We start from the raw sequence: 13,909 nt of genomic DNA, 5'->3' as shown, positions 1-13,909 counted from the left end.
ATGGCATGTGGCAGGTGCCGAGGGACGACGTTGGCCCTCTGCGTCAGATCAAAATTTCGTGCAGGTTACATGATGGAGCGATTCTCGGGAACCGGATACTTCGTTCCAACATGCGGACGCCGCGGTCGCGGCAGAGGTGCCGCGCGAACGCGGCGCGTGCCGTGGATGGCGGCGACTGCCGTGTGGTGACGGCGGGGGTGCCGCACGGTGGCGGCGGGTGCCGCGCTGTGGCGGCGAAAGGTGCAGGGGGCCGTTCGGACAGGATCGGTCGGATCCGCGTCCGTCGGGCCGGAGGGGCCGGGGGGAGCGTCATCGCCCACCCCGCAGGGGTGCGGCAGGCGTCATTGCCCACAGCGCTTACGGCTCATGCCCGGTGGTCATGCGCGCGAAACCAGCGAGTAACGGCTACTTATGCGGCCCATCGCATAGGTAGCGGTCGCGCTATCCTACGGCCGTTCCGAACAGAGTGCCCAGGGCGTACGTCACACCGGCCGCCGCACCGCCGAGCGCCAGCTGCCGCAGACCGCTGAACCACCAGCTGCGCGCGGTCACCCTGGCCACGACGGCGCCGCACCCGAAGAGCCCGGCGAGGGCGAGCAGCACGGCGGGCCAGAGCACGGTCGCGCCGAGCAGATAGGGCAGCAGCGGGAGCAGGGCGCCGAGCGCGAACGAACCGAAGGAGGAGACGGCCGCGACCAGCGGCGAGGGCAGATCGCCGGGATCTATGCCCAGCTCCTCGCGGGCGTGGATCTCCAGGGCCTGCTCGGGGTCCTGCGAGAGCTGCCGGGCGACCTGGCGGGCCAGCTCGGGCTCGACCCCGCGGGCCACGTACAGCGCCGCCAGCTCGTCCTCCTCGTCCTGCGGGTGCCTGCGCAGCTCACGGCGTTCGACGTCGAGTTCCGCCTCGACGAGTTCACGCTGGGAGGCGACCGAGGTGTACTCGCCGGCCGCCATGGAGAAGGCGCCGGCGGCGAGCCCCGCGAGCCCGGTGATGACGATGGTGTGCTGGCCCACGGACCCGCCGGCCACGCCCGTCATCAGGGCGAGATTGGAGACCAGGCCGTCCATCGCGCCGAAGACGGCGGGGCGCAGCCAGCCGCCGTTGACGTCGCGGTGGGTGTGGTTGTCACGGTGCGCCTCGTGGAGCGCGGCCTCGGTTTCGATGATGGCCATGCGGGTCCCCCAGGGTAGCTGAGGCAAAGCTCAGTTTGGACGAGATCTATTCTTCGACAACTCTGAATCTACCTCGCCCATTCCGCCCTCGCCACCAAGGAAAGGCTCGGCTAACCTGCGGTTTTCCCTCGTGTCCACCCGCGCCGCCCGGCCCGCTCCGGAGGATGATTTCGGGCATGACGCCTGAAACTCTGGAATATCTCGATGAGCGCACCCGGAGGTGATCCGCCCATGACCCACATCGCGGTCCTCGGCAGCACGAACATGGACCTCGTCACCTACGTCGCCAAGGCCCCGCAGCGCGGGGAGACCGTGACCGGGCGCGAGTTCCGTACGATCCCCGGCGGCAAGGGCGCCAACCAGGCGATCGCCGCCGCCCGCGCCGGCGCCACCGTCTCGATGATCGGCGCGGTCGGCAACGACGCCTTCGGACTGCGGCTGCGCGACACCCTCGAACACTCCGGGGTGGACACCGACTCCCTGCGCACGGTCGAGGGCCCCTCCGGCACCGCGCACATCGTGGTGGACGACGAGGGCGGCAACTCCATCGTCGTCATCCCCGGCGCCAACGGCACCGTCGACCACCTCTCCCCCGGTGACGAGGGGGTGATCGCCTCCGCCGACGCCCTGCTGCTGCAACTGGAGATCCCGCCGGCGGCGGTCGTCGCGGGCGCGCAGGCGGCGCACCGGCACGGGGTCCGTACGGTGCTCACCCCGTCCCCCGTCCGTCCGCTGCCGCCCGAACTCCTCGCCGCCACCGATCTGCTGGTGCCGAACGAGTACGAGGCGATCACCCTCACCGGATGCACCGACCCGCGCGAGGCGGCGGCCGCCCTGCTGGACCTGGTGCCCCAGGTCGTCGTCACCCTGGGGGCGACGGGCTGCCTGTACCGGGCCCGGGGCGCCGAGCCGCTGGTGGTGCCCGCGCCCCGGGTGAGCGCCGTCGACTCCACCGGCGCGGGCGACACCTTCGCCGGCGCGCTCGCCGTGGCCCTCGCCGAGGAGAGACCGGTGCGCGAGGCCCTGTCCTGGGCGGCTGCCGCGGCGGCGATCTCCGTGCAGCGGGCGGGGGCGTCGGCGTCGATGCCGTACCGGCCGGAGATCCAGGCGCGGTACAGCACGTGAGGACGGCGGCACCGGCCGCCCGCGCACGCGCCGAGGGCGCCCGGAGAGTCCCGGACGCCCTCGTTGCCGTACGACCGGCGGTCAGCTCTTCTCGGCCGACTCCGCCTCGTCCTTGCGCGTCTGCCCGGAGCCCACGGCCTTCTCCCCGACCCCGGCAACGGCCTCCGTACCGCCCTCGGACTCCGTGCCGCCGCCGGCTTCCTCGCCGCCCTCGGACGCTGTGCCGGCACCGGCCGGCGTGCCGGGGGCACCCGGCTCCACGACGGCCTCCCGGCCCGGGCGCTTCTTCGACGACACGACGATGTACACCACCGCGAGCAGGAAGACGACCATCGCCGTCCAGTCGTTGAGGCGCAGGCCCAGGATGTGGTGGGCGTCGTCCACCCGCATGTACTCGATCCAGCCGCGGCCCACGCAGTACGCGGCGACGTACAGCGCGAACGCCCGGCCGTGGCCCAGCTTGAAGCGGCGGTCGGCCCAGATGACGAGGAAGGCGACGCCGACGCACCACAGGGACTCGTAGAGGAAGGTCGGGTGGTAGTAGCCCGGCACCCGGCCGCCCTCGGCGGAGGTGATGCGCAGCGCCCAGGGAACATGCGTCTCGCGGCCGTACAGCTCCTGGTTGAACCAGTTGCCCCAGCGGCCGATGGCCTGCGCGATCGCGATGCCGGGTGCGACGGCGTCGGCGTACGCCGGCATCGGGACGCCCCGGCGGCGTGCGCCGATCCACGCGCCGAGCGCGCCGAGGGCGATCGCGCCCCAGATGCCCAGGCCGCCCTCCCACACCTTGAAGGCGTCCACCCAGTCACGGCCCTTGCTGAAGTACAGCTCGTAGTCCGTGATCACGTGGTAGAGCCGGCCGCCGACCAGGCCGAACGGGACGGCCCAGACGGCGATGTCGGCGACCGTGCCGGACTGCCCGCCCCGGGCGATCCAGCGCTTGTTGCCGAGCCAGACGGCGACGAAGACGCCGATGATGATGCAGAAGGCGTAGCCGCGCAGCGGGATGGGGCCGAGGTACAGCACCCCGTGCGACGGGCTGGGAATGTAGGCAAGTTCCATGGCAGGTCCGACGCTACCGTGCCGGACCGGGGCGACGGCAGGCAGCCCGGCTACGGGTCCATAACGGGGACGTGCGGGACGCGCTCACCCCTGGCCGGCCGTTTCCACGAGCTGCTTGAGCCTGGCCGGGGTCATCGTCCGGTCCTCGATGATGTTCCTGCCGCCGAGCAGGACGGTCGGCGTGCCGGTGTAGCCGGCGGCGCCCATGGCCTGGTGGGACTTGTTCACCCAGGTGGAGTGGGTGCCGTTCTTGACGCAGGCGCGGAAGGCGGGGGTGTCCAGGCCCCGCACCTTGCCGGCCAGCTTGATCAGCGTGCCGTTGTCCGCGAAGGTGTCGGTGCTCTCCTCGGGCTGGTTGTCGTACAGCACGTCGTGGTACTCGCGAAACTTTCCGGCGTCCTGGGCGCAGGCCGCGGCGTTGGCGGCCCGCAGGGAGCCGGCGCCGCCGAGGTTGCCGTCGATGAGCCGGACGAGGTGGTAGTCGATTCTCACTCTGCCGGCGTCGGTCAGCTGGTGGAGGGTCGGCCGGTACACCGTCTCGAAGGACCGGCAGGCCGGGCAGCGGAAGTCCTCCCAGACGGTGAGTCTCGGCCTGGCGCCGTCCTTGCCGACCGGGATCGCGAGGCTGTCCTTGCCCTGCGCGCCCGAGGGCGCCACGACCGGGCCCGCGCTGCTGCCCTTGTCCTTGCCGGCATGGGCGGCGATCACCCCGATCACCGCCGCGAGGCCGAGGACGCAGACCACGCTCGCGCCCACGATCAGCGTGCGCCGCCGCTTGTCCCCGGCCTTCTGCTTCTCGCGCTCGACCGCCAGCCGCTCCCGGGCGGTGCGCTTTCCGTCACGGTTCTTCTCGCTCACACCCCCAGAACGAACCGGGGAGGCGCAGCGCGCCTCCCCGGCCCGAGGTCCACCCCTTCGAGTGACCGCAGCCCTCGCAAAGGACCTCACATGCGGTTACGCCTGTCCGCGGACGCCCTTCGCCAGGTCGCCGGCCAGCTCGCGGACCGCCGCGAGACCGGCGGCGTGGTCCGGGGCGTCCAGCATCCGCTTCACGAACGCGGAGCCGACGATGACCCCGTCGGCGAAGCCGGCGACCTCGGCGGCCTGGGCCGCGTCGGAGACTCCGAGCCCCACGCAGACGGGCAGGCCGGTGCCGGTGGCGCGGGTGCGCTCGACCAGCTCGTGGGCCTGCGCGCCGACGGACGCGCGGGTGCCGGTGACCCCCATGAGGGAGGCGGCGTAGACGAAACCGCTGCCCGCCGCGGTGATCCGGGCGAGCCGCTCGTCCCTGCTGCTCGGCGCCACGACGAAGACCGTGGCCAGGCCGTGCTTCTCGGCGTGCTCGCGCCACAGCGCGGACTCCTGCACGGGCAGGTCGGGCAGGATGCACCCCGCGCCGCCCGCCTCGGCCAGCTCGGCGGTGAAGCGCTCGACGCCGTACCGGTCGATCGGGTTCCAGTACGTCATGACCAGCACGGGCTTGCCGGTGGCCGCGTGGGCCTCCCCGACCGTGCGCATGACGTCCGCGATCCTCACCCCGCCGCGCAGGGCGATGTCGTCGGCGGTCTGGATGACCGGGCCGTCCAGGACCGGATCGCTGTGCGGCAGGCCGACCTCGACGATGTCGGCACCGCCGTCGAGGACGGCCTTGACCGCCTCGATGCCGCCGTCCACGGTCGGGAAGCCGGCCGGGAGGTAGGCGATGAGCGCGGCGCGGCCCTCGGCCTTCGCGGCGGCGAGGGTGTCCGACAGCAGCTGGATGGTGCCGCTCACTTGGCGTCCCCCTCGATCTCGGCGGTGTCGGCCTCGTCGGCGGCCACCTCGGCGTCGGTGTCGTACAGCCCGAAGTAGCGGGCGGCGGTGTCCATGTCCTTGTCGCCGCGGCCGGAGAGGTTGACGACGATCAGGCCGTCGGGACCCAGCTCCCTGCCGACCTCCAGGGCGCCGGCGAGGGCGTGGGCGCTCTCGATGGCCGGGATGATGCCCTCGGTCCGCGACAGCAGGCGCAGGGCCTGCATGGCGGCGTCGTCGGTGACCGCGCGGTACTCGCCGCGGCCGGAGTTCTTGAGATAGGCGTGCTCGGGGCCGACGCCCGGGTAGTCCAGGCCGGCCGAGATCGAGTACGGCTCGGTGATCTGTCCCTCCTCGTCCTGGAGGACGTAGGAGCGGGAGCCGTGCAGGATGCCGGGCTCGCCGGCGGTGAGCGTGGCCGCGTGCTCGCCGCTCTCGATGCCGTGGCCCGCGGGCTCGCAGCCGATCAGGCGGACGCCCGCGTCGGGGATGAAGGCGTGGAAGAGGCCGATCGCGTTCGAGCCGCCACCGACGCAGGCGACGGCCGCGTCCGGGAGGCGCCCGGCACGCTCCAGCAGCTGGCGGCGGGCCTCCACACCGATCACCCGGTGGAAGTCGCGCACCATGGCCGGGAAGGGGTGGGGGCCGGCGACGGTGCCGAACAGGTAGTGGGTGTGGTCGACGTTGGCCACCCAGTCCCGGAACGCCTCGTTGATGGCGTCCTTGAGGGTGCGGCTGCCGGACTTCACGGCGACGACCTCGGCGCCGAGCATGCGCATCCGGGCCACATTGAGGGCTTGGCGCTCGGTGTCGATCTCGCCCATGTAGATCGTGCAGTCGAGGCCGAAGAGGGCGCAGGCGGTGGCGGTCGCGACACCGTGCTGGCCGGCGCCGGTCTCGGCGATGACCCGGGTCTTGCCCATGCGCCGGGTCAGCAGGGCCTGGCCGAGCACGTTGTTGATCTTGTGGGAGCCGGTGTGGTTGAGGTCCTCGCGTTTGAGGAACACCCGGGCTCCGCCGGCGTGCCCGGCGAACCGGGGGACCTCGGTGAGGGCGCTGGGGCGGCCGGTGTAGTGCGCGAGCAGGTCGTCGAGTTCGCGGGCGAACTCGGGGTCCGCCTTCGCCTTGTCGTACTCGACGGCGACCTCGTCCACGGCGGCGACGAGGGCCTCCGGGATGAACGTACCGCCGAACGCGCCGAAGTAGCCTTGCGCGCTGGGGACCTGCCCCTCGGGGTCAGGGATGAAGAACTGGCTGGGCATGCGGATACCTCACGGTGAGTGTGATGAGAAGACACTGATCGCCGTGGGGTGCGGGGCTCGTCGGTCGGCCTCAGCTGGTCTGTGGCGTGTCGCGCAGTTCCCCGCGCCCCTGAGGGGCGCGGTGCCATCGACGCCCGTTCACCTGCCCGGGTTCGTCGCCGATGACGTACCGCACGCGGCGGCCGTGGACGCGCCGGGCCGGGGCACGACAGCCCCGCGGGCGGCAGCCGCGCGCCAGGCGGGCGTACCGGTCCACGGTCGTCACGGTGGGAGTCATCGAGACCAAGCCTAGCGGGAGGTCAGCCGCGCCCGTGCCGCAGTGCCGGATGCTCGCCCGCCGCCACCAGGTCGGCCACCGCCGCCTTCGGGTCGCGGCCGGTCACCAGGGACTCACCGACCAGGACCGCGTCGGCGCCGGCGTTGGCGTAGGCGATCAGGTCGTGCGGCCCGCGCACGCCGGACTCGGCCACCTTGACCACGCTGTCCGGGATCTCCGGGGCGATCCGCTCGAAGGTGCCGCGGTCGATCTCCAGCGTCTTCAGGTCGCGCGCGTTGACGCCGATGACCCGGGCGCCCGCGTCCACCGCCCGCTCGACCTCGTCCTCGTCGTGCACCTCGACGATGGGCGTCAGGCCGATGGACACCGCCCGCTCGATGAGCGACTCCAGGGCCGGCTGGTCCAGCGCGGCCACGATCAGCAGCGCGAGGTCGGCGCCGTACGCGCGGGCCTCCCACAGCTGGTACGACGTGACGATGAAGTCCTTGCGCAGCACCGGGATGTCCACGCGCGCGCGGACGGTCTCCAGGTCGGCGAGGGAACCGCCGAAGCGGCGCTGTTCGGTGAGCACGGAGATCACGGCGGCGCCGCCGGCCTCGTAGTCCGCCGCGAGTGCGGCCGGGTCGGCGATCGCGGCCAGCGCGCCCTTGGACGGGCTGGAGCGCTTGACCTCGCAGATCACCTTGACGCCGTCGCCCTTGAGCGCGGCCACCCCGTCCTTGGCGGCCGGGGCCTTCGCCGCACGCTCCTTGAGCTCGTCGAGGCTGACGCGTGCCTGCCGCTCCGCGAGGTCGGCACGGACTCCGTCGATGATCTCGTCGAGCACACTCACGCGAGCGGCCCCCTTCCAGGACGGTGGTTCCTTCGAGTTCTGTAGACCCGTGGTCACTGCGATGGTATCCGCAGGAGGGCCGAGGCTTCGCATCCAGTTGTGGGCGGTCCCACTACCTGGACGTTCCCCGTTCGATCAAGGGTGTAGCCAGCCACCGAACGGCATGTTCCGGACGACGGTGAACACCAGCAGCAACGCGCCGAGCGCCCACAGCCGTACCGGTCCGGGGTCGATCCGGAGCGGCCGGCCGCGCGCCGCGCGGACCACCCAGACGGCCCACAGCACGGCGAGACCCAGGCAGGCGGCCACCCCCAGCGCGTTGTCGCGCAGGGCGGTGAGCAGCTCGCCGTGGACGAGGGCGTGCACACCGCGCAGCCCGCCGCAGCCGGGGCAGTACAGACCGGTGAACCGGTACAGCGGGCAGGCGGGGTAGTGGCCGGGCTCGTTCGGGTCGACGGCGGCCACGTAGGCCAAGGCCCCGCCGACGGCGGCGTGCAGCCCCACCGCGACGGCGAGCCGCCGCCGCGGTGGCACGGGCGGGGCGGCGCGCGGAAGGCTCCGCGGCGCCCACGGCGGGGCCGGTCGGCTGTCGGCGTTCACCCGGGCAGTCTCCCCCGCGGCCGGGGGCACGCGCGCGCGGAGCGCGTCCGTCCGGGGGCCGCACATCCGGCACACGGTGCGGGCGGGAGCGGGCCCGGTCCGGCCAGCTCGCGCGCGGCGGACCTGTCAGCACGCGCGCGTGCCCGTCCGGCGGGGGTGGCGGCAGGCGCCGGCGTGCCCGCCCGACAAGGCGGGGCGGGGCGCCGTTGGCCTCGCCGGACCGGCGGACGTACCCGGAGGGGTCCGGGACCGGTCCGCGAGCGACCCGTCAGCGGGCGCGTCCGGAGGGGACGGCTCCCCCGGAGGGCCGGTGCGGACCGGTCTCGAGGAGTCGGCGGGCGGACCGCACCCCGGTGGGCGCGGATACGGACCGGTCCCTGGAGGCCCGGACTCCGGCGGGGTGACGTGGCCCGATAGGCATACGTGGAGGCGCCCGGGTCAGGTCAGCGCGGGCAGGCGGGTGGACCCGTCAGCGGGCGCGTCCGGCAGGGGCCGCCTCCCGACGGCCGGCGTGCGGACGGGTTCCCGGAGGTCCGGCGTGCTGAGCCGGCCGCCGAGGGACGGTGCGCGGACCGAACCCCGAAGAGGCGCGCGGGGCCCGACCGCAAAGGGGCCGCACACGGACCGGCCCCCGGAGGGCGGGTGGGCGCCGGCCCCGGAAAGCCCGGGCACGCGAAGCCGAACCGTGAGGGGGCGGGCAGCGCGGGACCCCGAGAGGCCCCAGTGAGGGCCGTACCCTCCCACGGGACGGGTGAGCGCCGGACCCGGGAGGCTCGGGTCGGGGCCGGGCCCCGTGGGGCCGGATCTACCGGACGGCCTCGGAGGGGCCGGGGACGGCGAAGGGCGGCCCGGGTCCCTGTTCGGGTGCCGGGCCGCCCCTCGGGGAAGCGTCGCGCGCGCTCGTCAGCTCTCGGCGCCGGCCGGCTCGCGGGTCGCGGCCGGGGCGGTGTGCGGGGCGGGGCGCGACTCCTTCGGCTGGCCGAGACCCATGGCCCGCATGATGGCGCCGACGACGCCACCGAGCACCACGATCACCATGCCGGCCCAGAAGCCGACCGGCCGGGCCATCACCATGAAGGCGCCCGAGACGCAGAAACCGATGAAGGCGATGATGACACCGGTCCAGGCGGCCGGGGTGTGACCGTGGCTGCTGCCCGCCATGACTTGCTCCTCGTTGCTGTGTACGTGTGCGTCGTGGTACGCGTCGTACGTCGTGTCCGTACGGTTCCGAGCCCGCCCGTCACTGTCCGAGCCGGACGCTCACCGCCCATTGTCCCGTACGCGTGTGGCCGCCGGACGCGGGGGTGGCGTCTGTTTCACCACACCGGGCCGCGTCCGCCCGCCCCCGCGGCTCCGGTTCAGGCGCCGGTCGGGTCCTCACCCCGGTCCAGGGCCTTCCAGATCTCCTCCGGCCGCTCCGGGTCGGCGGGCCGGGCCGTGCGACGGGGGCGGGGCGTGCCGCGCTCGTAGCGGCCGGACATCGCGGGCCACAGCCGGCCGTAGCGCAGGGCGAGCAGCCCGGCGAGCAGGATCAGCAGGCCGCCGGCGACGGCGACGTAGGGCCAGGCGGTGTGGGTGAGCGCCCCGACCGTGGCGGAGGTGTCGCCGCTGGCCCTGGCGGCCTTCTCGTCCAGGGCGGAGCTGTCGGAGGCGGCCACGAGGGCGGCGACGGCGATCCCGGCACCGGACAGCGCGAGCAGCCCGGAGACGGCGAGGCGGCCGGCCCGGCGGACGGCGAAGACGGCGACGAGCGCGGCGAGGCCCACTATGGCGAGGGCCGCGGGGACGCCCGTGACGTCGCTGCCCCTGGCGGTCAGCGGGAACGCGCCCCCGGCCACCGTCGCGGTGCCCTCCGCCCAGCGCTGCCGGGTCGCGAGCAGCGTCACGGCCGCGCCGAGCGCACCGCACAGGAGGGCCACGGCGAGGCTGCGCCGGCCGGCCCGGGCGGGTGCGGCGGCTTCGGAACGGGGGTGAGGAACGGCAGTCACGTACTCCACTATCGCCTGAACCCCGGGCGAACCGTCACCCGGGGCTCCTGTGACGGGCGTTCTACCGGCTCAGCCGGTTCGCCGTGTGGACCGCCCGCAGCACCGCCGCGGCCTTGTTGCGGCACTCCAGGTCCTCGGCGGCCGGGTCGGAGTCGGCGACGATCCCGGCGCCGGCCTGGACGTAGGCGGTGCCGTCGCGGAGCAGGGCCGTACGGATGGCGATCGCGGTGTCGGAGTCGCCGGCGAAGTCGAGGTAGCCGACGCAGCCGCCGTACAGTCCGCGCCGGGACGGCTCCACCTCGTCGATGATCTGCATCGCCCGCGGCTTGGGGGCGCCGGAGAGGGTGCCCGCCGGGAAGCAGGCGGTGAGCACGTCGAAGGCGGTGCGTCCCGGGGCCACCTTGCCGGTGACGGTCGAGACGATGTGCATCACGTGCGAGTAGCGCTCGACGGACATGAAGTCGACCACCTCGACCGAGCCGGGCTCGCAGACCCGGCCGAGGTCGTTGCGGCCGAGGTCGACGAGCATCAGGTGCTCGGCGCGCTCCTTGGGGTCGGCGAGCAGCTCCTCGGCGAGGGCCTGGTCCTCCTGCGGGGTGGCCCCGCGGTGCCGGGTGCCGGCGATGGGGTGCACCATCGCACGTCCGTCCTCCACCTTCACCAGGGCCTCCGGCGACGAGCCGACCACGTCGAACCCGTCGAGGCGGAAGAGGTACATGTACGGCGAGGGGTTGGTGGCCCGCAGGACCCGGTAGACGTCCAGGGCGCTCGCCGTGCACGGCGTCTCGAAGCGCTGGGAGGGCACGACCTGGAAGGCCTCGCCCGCGCGGATGCGCTCCTTGATGTCCTCGACGGCCCGCCGGAAGTCGGGGCCGCCCCACAGGGCGGTGTGGTCGGGCAGCTCGGAGGGGGGCAGGACCGCGGGGGGCTGGGCGACCGCGCGCGTGAGGTCGGCCTCCATGGCGTCGAGACGGGCCACGGCGTCCGCGTACGCCTCGTCCACGCCGGTGTCGAGGTCGTTGTGGTTGATCGCGTTGGCGATCAGCAGGACCGAGCCCTCCCAGTGGTCCATCACGGCGAGGTCGCTGGTCAGCAGCATGGTCAGCTCGGGCAGCCGCAGGTCGTCGCGTTCGCCGGGCCCGATCTTCTCCAGGCGGCGGACGATGTCGTAGCCCAGGTAGCCGACCATGCCGCCGGTGAAGGGCGGCATGCCCTCCTGGTGCGGGGTGTGCAGGGTCTCCAGGGTGGCCCGCAGGGCCGCGAGGGGGTCGCCGTCGACGGGGACGCCGACCGGCGGGGTGCCGAGCCAGTGGGCCCGGCCGTCGCGTGCGGTGAGCGTGGCGGCGCTGCGGACCCCGACGAAGGAGTAGCGGGACCAGGATCGGCCGTTCTCCGCCGACTCCAGCAGGAAGGTGCCGGGGCGCTCGGCGGCGAGCTTGCGATAGAGCGCGACCGGGGTGTCGCCGTCGGCGAGGAGCTTGCGCGTGACCGGGATGACACGCCGGTCGGTGGCCAGCTTGCGGAAGGTCTCGAGGTCCATGGCCGCTGACCTTACTGAGCGGAGGCGGTCGGGCCGGAATCGGCGGCTTCGAGGAGGACGTCCGCGTCGAAGCAGGTGCGCGCGCCGGTGTGGCAGGCGGCGCCCACCTGGTCCACCTTGACCAGCAGCGTGTCGGCGTCGCAGTCCAGCGCGACCGACCTCACCCACTGGAAGTGGCCCGAGGTGTCGCCCTTGACCCAGTACTCCCCGCGGCTGCGGGACCAGTAGGTGCAGCGGCCGGTGGTCAGCGTCCGGTGCAGTGCCTCGTCGTCCATCCAGCCGAGCATGAGCACCTCACCGGTGTCGTACTGCTGGGCGATGGCGGGGACGAGCCCGTCGGTGCTGCGCTTGAGCCGCGCGGCGATCTCCGGGTCGAGGCTGCTGGGCCGGGGCGTACCGGTCGTACTGGTCATGGGTGCCATTGTGCCGCGCGGGGCCGGGCGGGCGGCCGGGCGTCCGGGGAATGGTCACGGCGCCGGCCGGCGTCCTCCGGGGAGGGTGGTGGCGGGTGGCGGCTGGGAGGACCGCCGGCTGGGCCGTAGGCTGGCCGTATGTCGACCTTCGCCAAGCGTGAACGGCTTCTGCTCGCCGACCTCTTGGAAACCGTCGGTCCGGCCGCGGAGACACTCTGCGAGGGCTGGCGGACCCGGGACCTTGCCGCGCACGTGGTCGTGCGCGAGCGCCGCCCCGACGCGGCGGGGGGCGCGCTGGTCAAGCAGCTCGCCCCGCGTCTCGAGAAGGTGATGGCCGAGTACGCCGCCAAGCCGTACGAGGAGCTGATCCGGCTGATCCGGACCGGTCCGCCCCGCTTCTCCCCCTTCCAGCTCAAACAGGTCGACGAGGCCGCCAACATCATCGAGTTCTACGTCCACACCGAGGACGTCCGCCGTGCCCAGCCGGGCTGGAGTCCCCGGGAGCTGGACGCGGTCTTCCAGGACGCGCTGTGGTCCCGTCTGGAGCGGGCCGCGCGGCTGATGGGGCGCGGCGTGCCGACGGGGCTGGTGCTGCGGCGCCCGGACGGGCAGACGGTGGTGGCGCACCGGGGCACTCCGGTGGTGACGGTGACCGGTGAGCCGTCGGAGCTGCTGATGTTCGCCTTCGGCCGGCAGAGCGCGGCCCGGGTGGACCTGGAGGGTGACGCCGACGCGATCACCACGCTGCACGAGTCCCGGCAGCTGGGCATCTGAGAGGGGCGCCCCCGTGATCAAGGTGGCGATGACCGGCGTCTACGTGGACGACGTGGCGCGGGCTCACGCCTTCTACACGGAGGTCCTCGGCTTCGAGACCCGGCTCCACATGGACCTCGGCGGCGGCACGCCGTTCGTCACCGTCGGAGCGCCCCAGGGGGCCCAGCCGGACCTCCAGCTGCTGCTGGAGCCCGGCGAGGGGCCGGTCGCGGAGCCGTACCGCAGGGCGCTGCACGAGATGGGTCTGCCGTGCATCGTCTTCTCCGTGGACGACCTCCGGGCCGAGTACGAGCGGCTGCGCGGGCTCGGGGTCCGGTTCACGCATCCGCCGCGGGACCAGGGGCCGGTGCTGGCGGCGGTGTTCGACGACACCGTCGGCAATCTGGTGCAGCTGGTTCAGCCGAAGGAGTGAGGCGTCGGCGGGACGGGATCAGACGCGGAACGGGAAGCCGTACGCGTACAGCGCGACGTGTTCGCGCCCCTCGGTGTCGCCCGCGGCCTCGGCGGCGCGGGCCTGCCCGTCGTACCGGCGTAGCAGCGCCTCCAGCTCCTGCTTCAGCGCGGCGAGCTCCGCCGGGGTCAGCCGCAGCCAGGACTCGTCGTCGACGGACGCGGTGTTCCACTCGGGGGTCCAGGTGGGCCGCTCGTCCAGGTACCGGCGGTAGTGGTCGGCGCGCTGGTCGTGGAAGAGGCGCGTGGCCGCCAGCTGCGCCGCGGCCCTGCCGGGCTCGTCCCGGAAGTCCTCGTCCCGGATGCTCACCCCGTCCGAGGCGGGCCGCCACCAGCGTTCCCGGCCGTCGCCGGTCTGCGGCTCGGCCTCCTCGATCAGCCCGTGGCCGGCGAGCTTGCGCAGGTGGTAGCTGACCAGGGAGACGGCCTCGTCCACCTGCTCGGCGAGCTGGGAGGCCGTGGCGACCCGCTCGACGCACAGCAGCCGGTACAGGTTCGCCCGCAGGGGGTGCGCGAGGGCCTTCGGCGTGCCCACGTCCGTGATGCGGCGGTTCTCTTCGCTCGGCATGCCCTCACCCTGAATACGAAAGAGAAGTTGCACCATTGATGTTGCGCAACTTCT

General features: G+C 73.5%; 16 protein-coding genes. 3 read left to right on the top strand and 13 right to left on the bottom strand.

Annotated elements, in window-relative coordinates:
* Window positions 1-441: 441 nt before the first annotated feature.
* Window positions 442-1,173 (bottom strand): VIT1/CCC1 transporter family protein, encoded by a 732-nt coding sequence (locus ACGFT1_RS22975; protein ID WP_373910818.1) that lies wholly within the window; start codon window positions 1,171-1,173, stop codon window positions 442-444.
* Between the two features lie 231 nt (window positions 1,174-1,404).
* On the opposite strand from ACGFT1_RS22975, the gene rbsK reads away from it, so the two are divergent.
* Complete coding sequence (gene rbsK / locus ACGFT1_RS22970; protein WP_373910817.1) at window positions 1,405-2,298, top strand: ribokinase; 894 nt, start codon at window positions 1,405-1,407, stop codon at window positions 2,296-2,298.
* An 81-nt stretch (window positions 2,299-2,379) separates the two neighbouring features.
* Here the strand turns inward: rbsK and lgt are convergent, their stop codons facing one another.
* From lgt to hisI, 11 genes are all read right to left on the bottom strand, one after another.
* The gene (gene lgt, locus ACGFT1_RS22965) at window positions 2,380-3,360 is read right to left on the bottom strand and encodes a prolipoprotein diacylglyceryl transferase (RefSeq protein WP_373910816.1); all 981 of its coding nucleotides are present in this window, start codon (window positions 3,358-3,360) and stop codon (window positions 2,380-2,382) included.
* Between the two features lie 84 nt (window positions 3,361-3,444).
* Window positions 3,445-4,218 (bottom strand): DsbA family protein, encoded by a 774-nt coding sequence (locus ACGFT1_RS22960; RefSeq protein ID WP_373910815.1) that lies wholly within the window; start codon window positions 4,216-4,218, stop codon window positions 3,445-3,447.
* A gap of 96 nt (window positions 4,219-4,314) precedes the next feature.
* A complete protein-coding gene (gene trpA, locus ACGFT1_RS22955) occupies window positions 4,315-5,133 on the bottom strand; it encodes a tryptophan synthase subunit alpha (protein WP_373910814.1) in 819 nt (272 codons plus the stop codon).
* A complete protein-coding gene (trpB, locus tag ACGFT1_RS22950) occupies window positions 5,130-6,413 on the bottom strand; it encodes a tryptophan synthase subunit beta (protein ID WP_373910813.1) in 1,284 nt (427 codons plus the stop codon). The genes trpA and trpB overlap by 4 nt, the downstream gene beginning before the upstream one ends.
* 70 nt (window positions 6,414-6,483) lie before the next feature.
* Window positions 6,484-6,690: a tryptophan biosynthesis modulator TrpM gene (gene trpM / locus ACGFT1_RS22945; protein WP_373910812.1), complete on the bottom strand. Its 207-nt coding sequence runs from the start codon at window positions 6,688-6,690 to the stop codon at window positions 6,484-6,486.
* A gap of 22 nt (window positions 6,691-6,712) precedes the next feature.
* Complete coding sequence (gene trpC, locus ACGFT1_RS22940) at window positions 6,713-7,522, bottom strand: indole-3-glycerol phosphate synthase TrpC (RefSeq protein WP_373910811.1); 810 nt, start codon at window positions 7,520-7,522, stop codon at window positions 6,713-6,715.
* Between the two features lie 135 nt (window positions 7,523-7,657).
* Window positions 7,658-8,122 (bottom strand): DUF2752 domain-containing protein, encoded by a 465-nt coding sequence (locus ACGFT1_RS22935; protein WP_373910810.1) that lies wholly within the window; start codon window positions 8,120-8,122, stop codon window positions 7,658-7,660.
* Between the two features lie 903 nt (window positions 8,123-9,025).
* Window positions 9,026-9,283 (bottom strand): HGxxPAAW family protein, encoded by a 258-nt coding sequence (locus tag ACGFT1_RS22930; RefSeq protein WP_373910809.1) that lies wholly within the window; start codon window positions 9,281-9,283, stop codon window positions 9,026-9,028.
* Window positions 9,284-9,480: 197 nt separating this feature from the next.
* Window positions 9,481-10,119 carry a TIGR02234 family membrane protein gene (locus ACGFT1_RS22925; RefSeq protein WP_373910808.1) on the bottom strand — a complete coding sequence of 213 codons (639 nt, stop codon included), beginning with the start codon at window positions 10,117-10,119 and terminating at the stop codon, window positions 9,481-9,483.
* Between the two features lie 52 nt (window positions 10,120-10,171).
* The gene (locus tag ACGFT1_RS22920; RefSeq protein WP_373910807.1) at window positions 10,172-11,650 is read right to left on the bottom strand and encodes an anthranilate synthase component I; all 1,479 of its coding nucleotides are present in this window, start codon (window positions 11,648-11,650) and stop codon (window positions 10,172-10,174) included.
* Window positions 11,651-11,661: 11 nt separating this feature from the next.
* Complete coding sequence (gene hisI / locus ACGFT1_RS22915; RefSeq protein ID WP_356820814.1) at window positions 11,662-12,063, bottom strand: phosphoribosyl-AMP cyclohydrolase; 402 nt, start codon at window positions 12,061-12,063, stop codon at window positions 11,662-11,664.
* A 138-nt stretch (window positions 12,064-12,201) separates the two neighbouring features.
* Here hisI and ACGFT1_RS22910 point away from each other — a divergent pair, with 138 nt between their 5' ends.
* Both ACGFT1_RS22910 and ACGFT1_RS22905 read left to right on the top strand, forming a co-directional pair.
* Complete coding sequence (locus ACGFT1_RS22910) at window positions 12,202-12,837, top strand: TIGR03085 family metal-binding protein (protein WP_373910806.1); 636 nt, start codon at window positions 12,202-12,204, stop codon at window positions 12,835-12,837.
* Window positions 12,838-12,850: 13 nt separating this feature from the next.
* Window positions 12,851-13,249 (top strand): VOC family protein, encoded by a 399-nt coding sequence (locus ACGFT1_RS22905; protein WP_373910805.1) that lies wholly within the window; start codon window positions 12,851-12,853, stop codon window positions 13,247-13,249.
* An 18-nt stretch (window positions 13,250-13,267) separates the two neighbouring features.
* Here the strand turns inward: ACGFT1_RS22905 and ACGFT1_RS22900 are convergent, their stop codons facing one another.
* Window positions 13,268-13,855 (bottom strand): ArsR/SmtB family transcription factor, encoded by a 588-nt coding sequence (locus ACGFT1_RS22900; protein ID WP_373910804.1) that lies wholly within the window; start codon window positions 13,853-13,855, stop codon window positions 13,268-13,270.
* Window positions 13,856-13,909 lie beyond the last annotated feature (54 nt).

It is taken from the genome of Streptomyces sp. Y20, assembly GCF_043195475.1.
Taxonomy (GTDB): Bacteria; Actinomycetota; Actinomycetes; order Streptomycetales; family Streptomycetaceae; genus Streptomyces.
This window is presented reverse-complemented; position numbering and strand designations above follow the sequence as displayed.

What these genes read in the sequence shown, in the direction of transcription:
- ACGFT1_RS22920 (WP_373910807.1), bottom strand. Translation starts at nt 11,650, where the DNA reads ATGGACCTCGAGACCTTCCGCAAGCTGGCCACCGACCGGCGTGTCATC.
- ACGFT1_RS22900 (WP_373910804.1), bottom strand. Translation starts at nt 13,855, where the DNA reads ATGCCGAGCGAAGAGAACCGCCGCATCACGGACGTGGGCACGCCGAAG.
- ACGFT1_RS22910 (WP_373910806.1), top strand. Translation starts at nt 12,202, where the DNA reads ATGTCGACCTTCGCCAAGCGTGAACGGCTTCTGCTCGCCGACCTCTTG.
- rbsK (WP_373910817.1), top strand. Translation starts at nt 1,405, where the DNA reads ATGACCCACATCGCGGTCCTCGGCAGCACGAACATGGACCTCGTCACC.
- ACGFT1_RS22975 (WP_373910818.1), bottom strand. Translation starts at nt 1,173, where the DNA reads ATGGCCATCATCGAAACCGAGGCCGCGCTCCACGAGGCGCACCGTGAC.
- hisI (WP_356820814.1), bottom strand. Translation starts at nt 12,063, where the DNA reads ATGACCAGTACGACCGGTACGCCCCGGCCCAGCAGCCTCGACCCGGAG.
- trpB (WP_373910813.1), bottom strand. Translation starts at nt 6,413, where the DNA reads ATGCCCAGCCAGTTCTTCATCCCTGACCCCGAGGGGCAGGTCCCCAGC.
- trpM (WP_373910812.1), bottom strand. Translation starts at nt 6,690, where the DNA reads ATGACTCCCACCGTGACGACCGTGGACCGGTACGCCCGCCTGGCGCGC.
- ACGFT1_RS22930 (WP_373910809.1), bottom strand. Translation starts at nt 9,283, where the DNA reads ATGGCGGGCAGCAGCCACGGTCACACCCCGGCCGCCTGGACCGGTGTC.
- lgt (WP_373910816.1), bottom strand. Translation starts at nt 3,360, where the DNA reads ATGGAACTTGCCTACATTCCCAGCCCGTCGCACGGGGTGCTGTACCTC.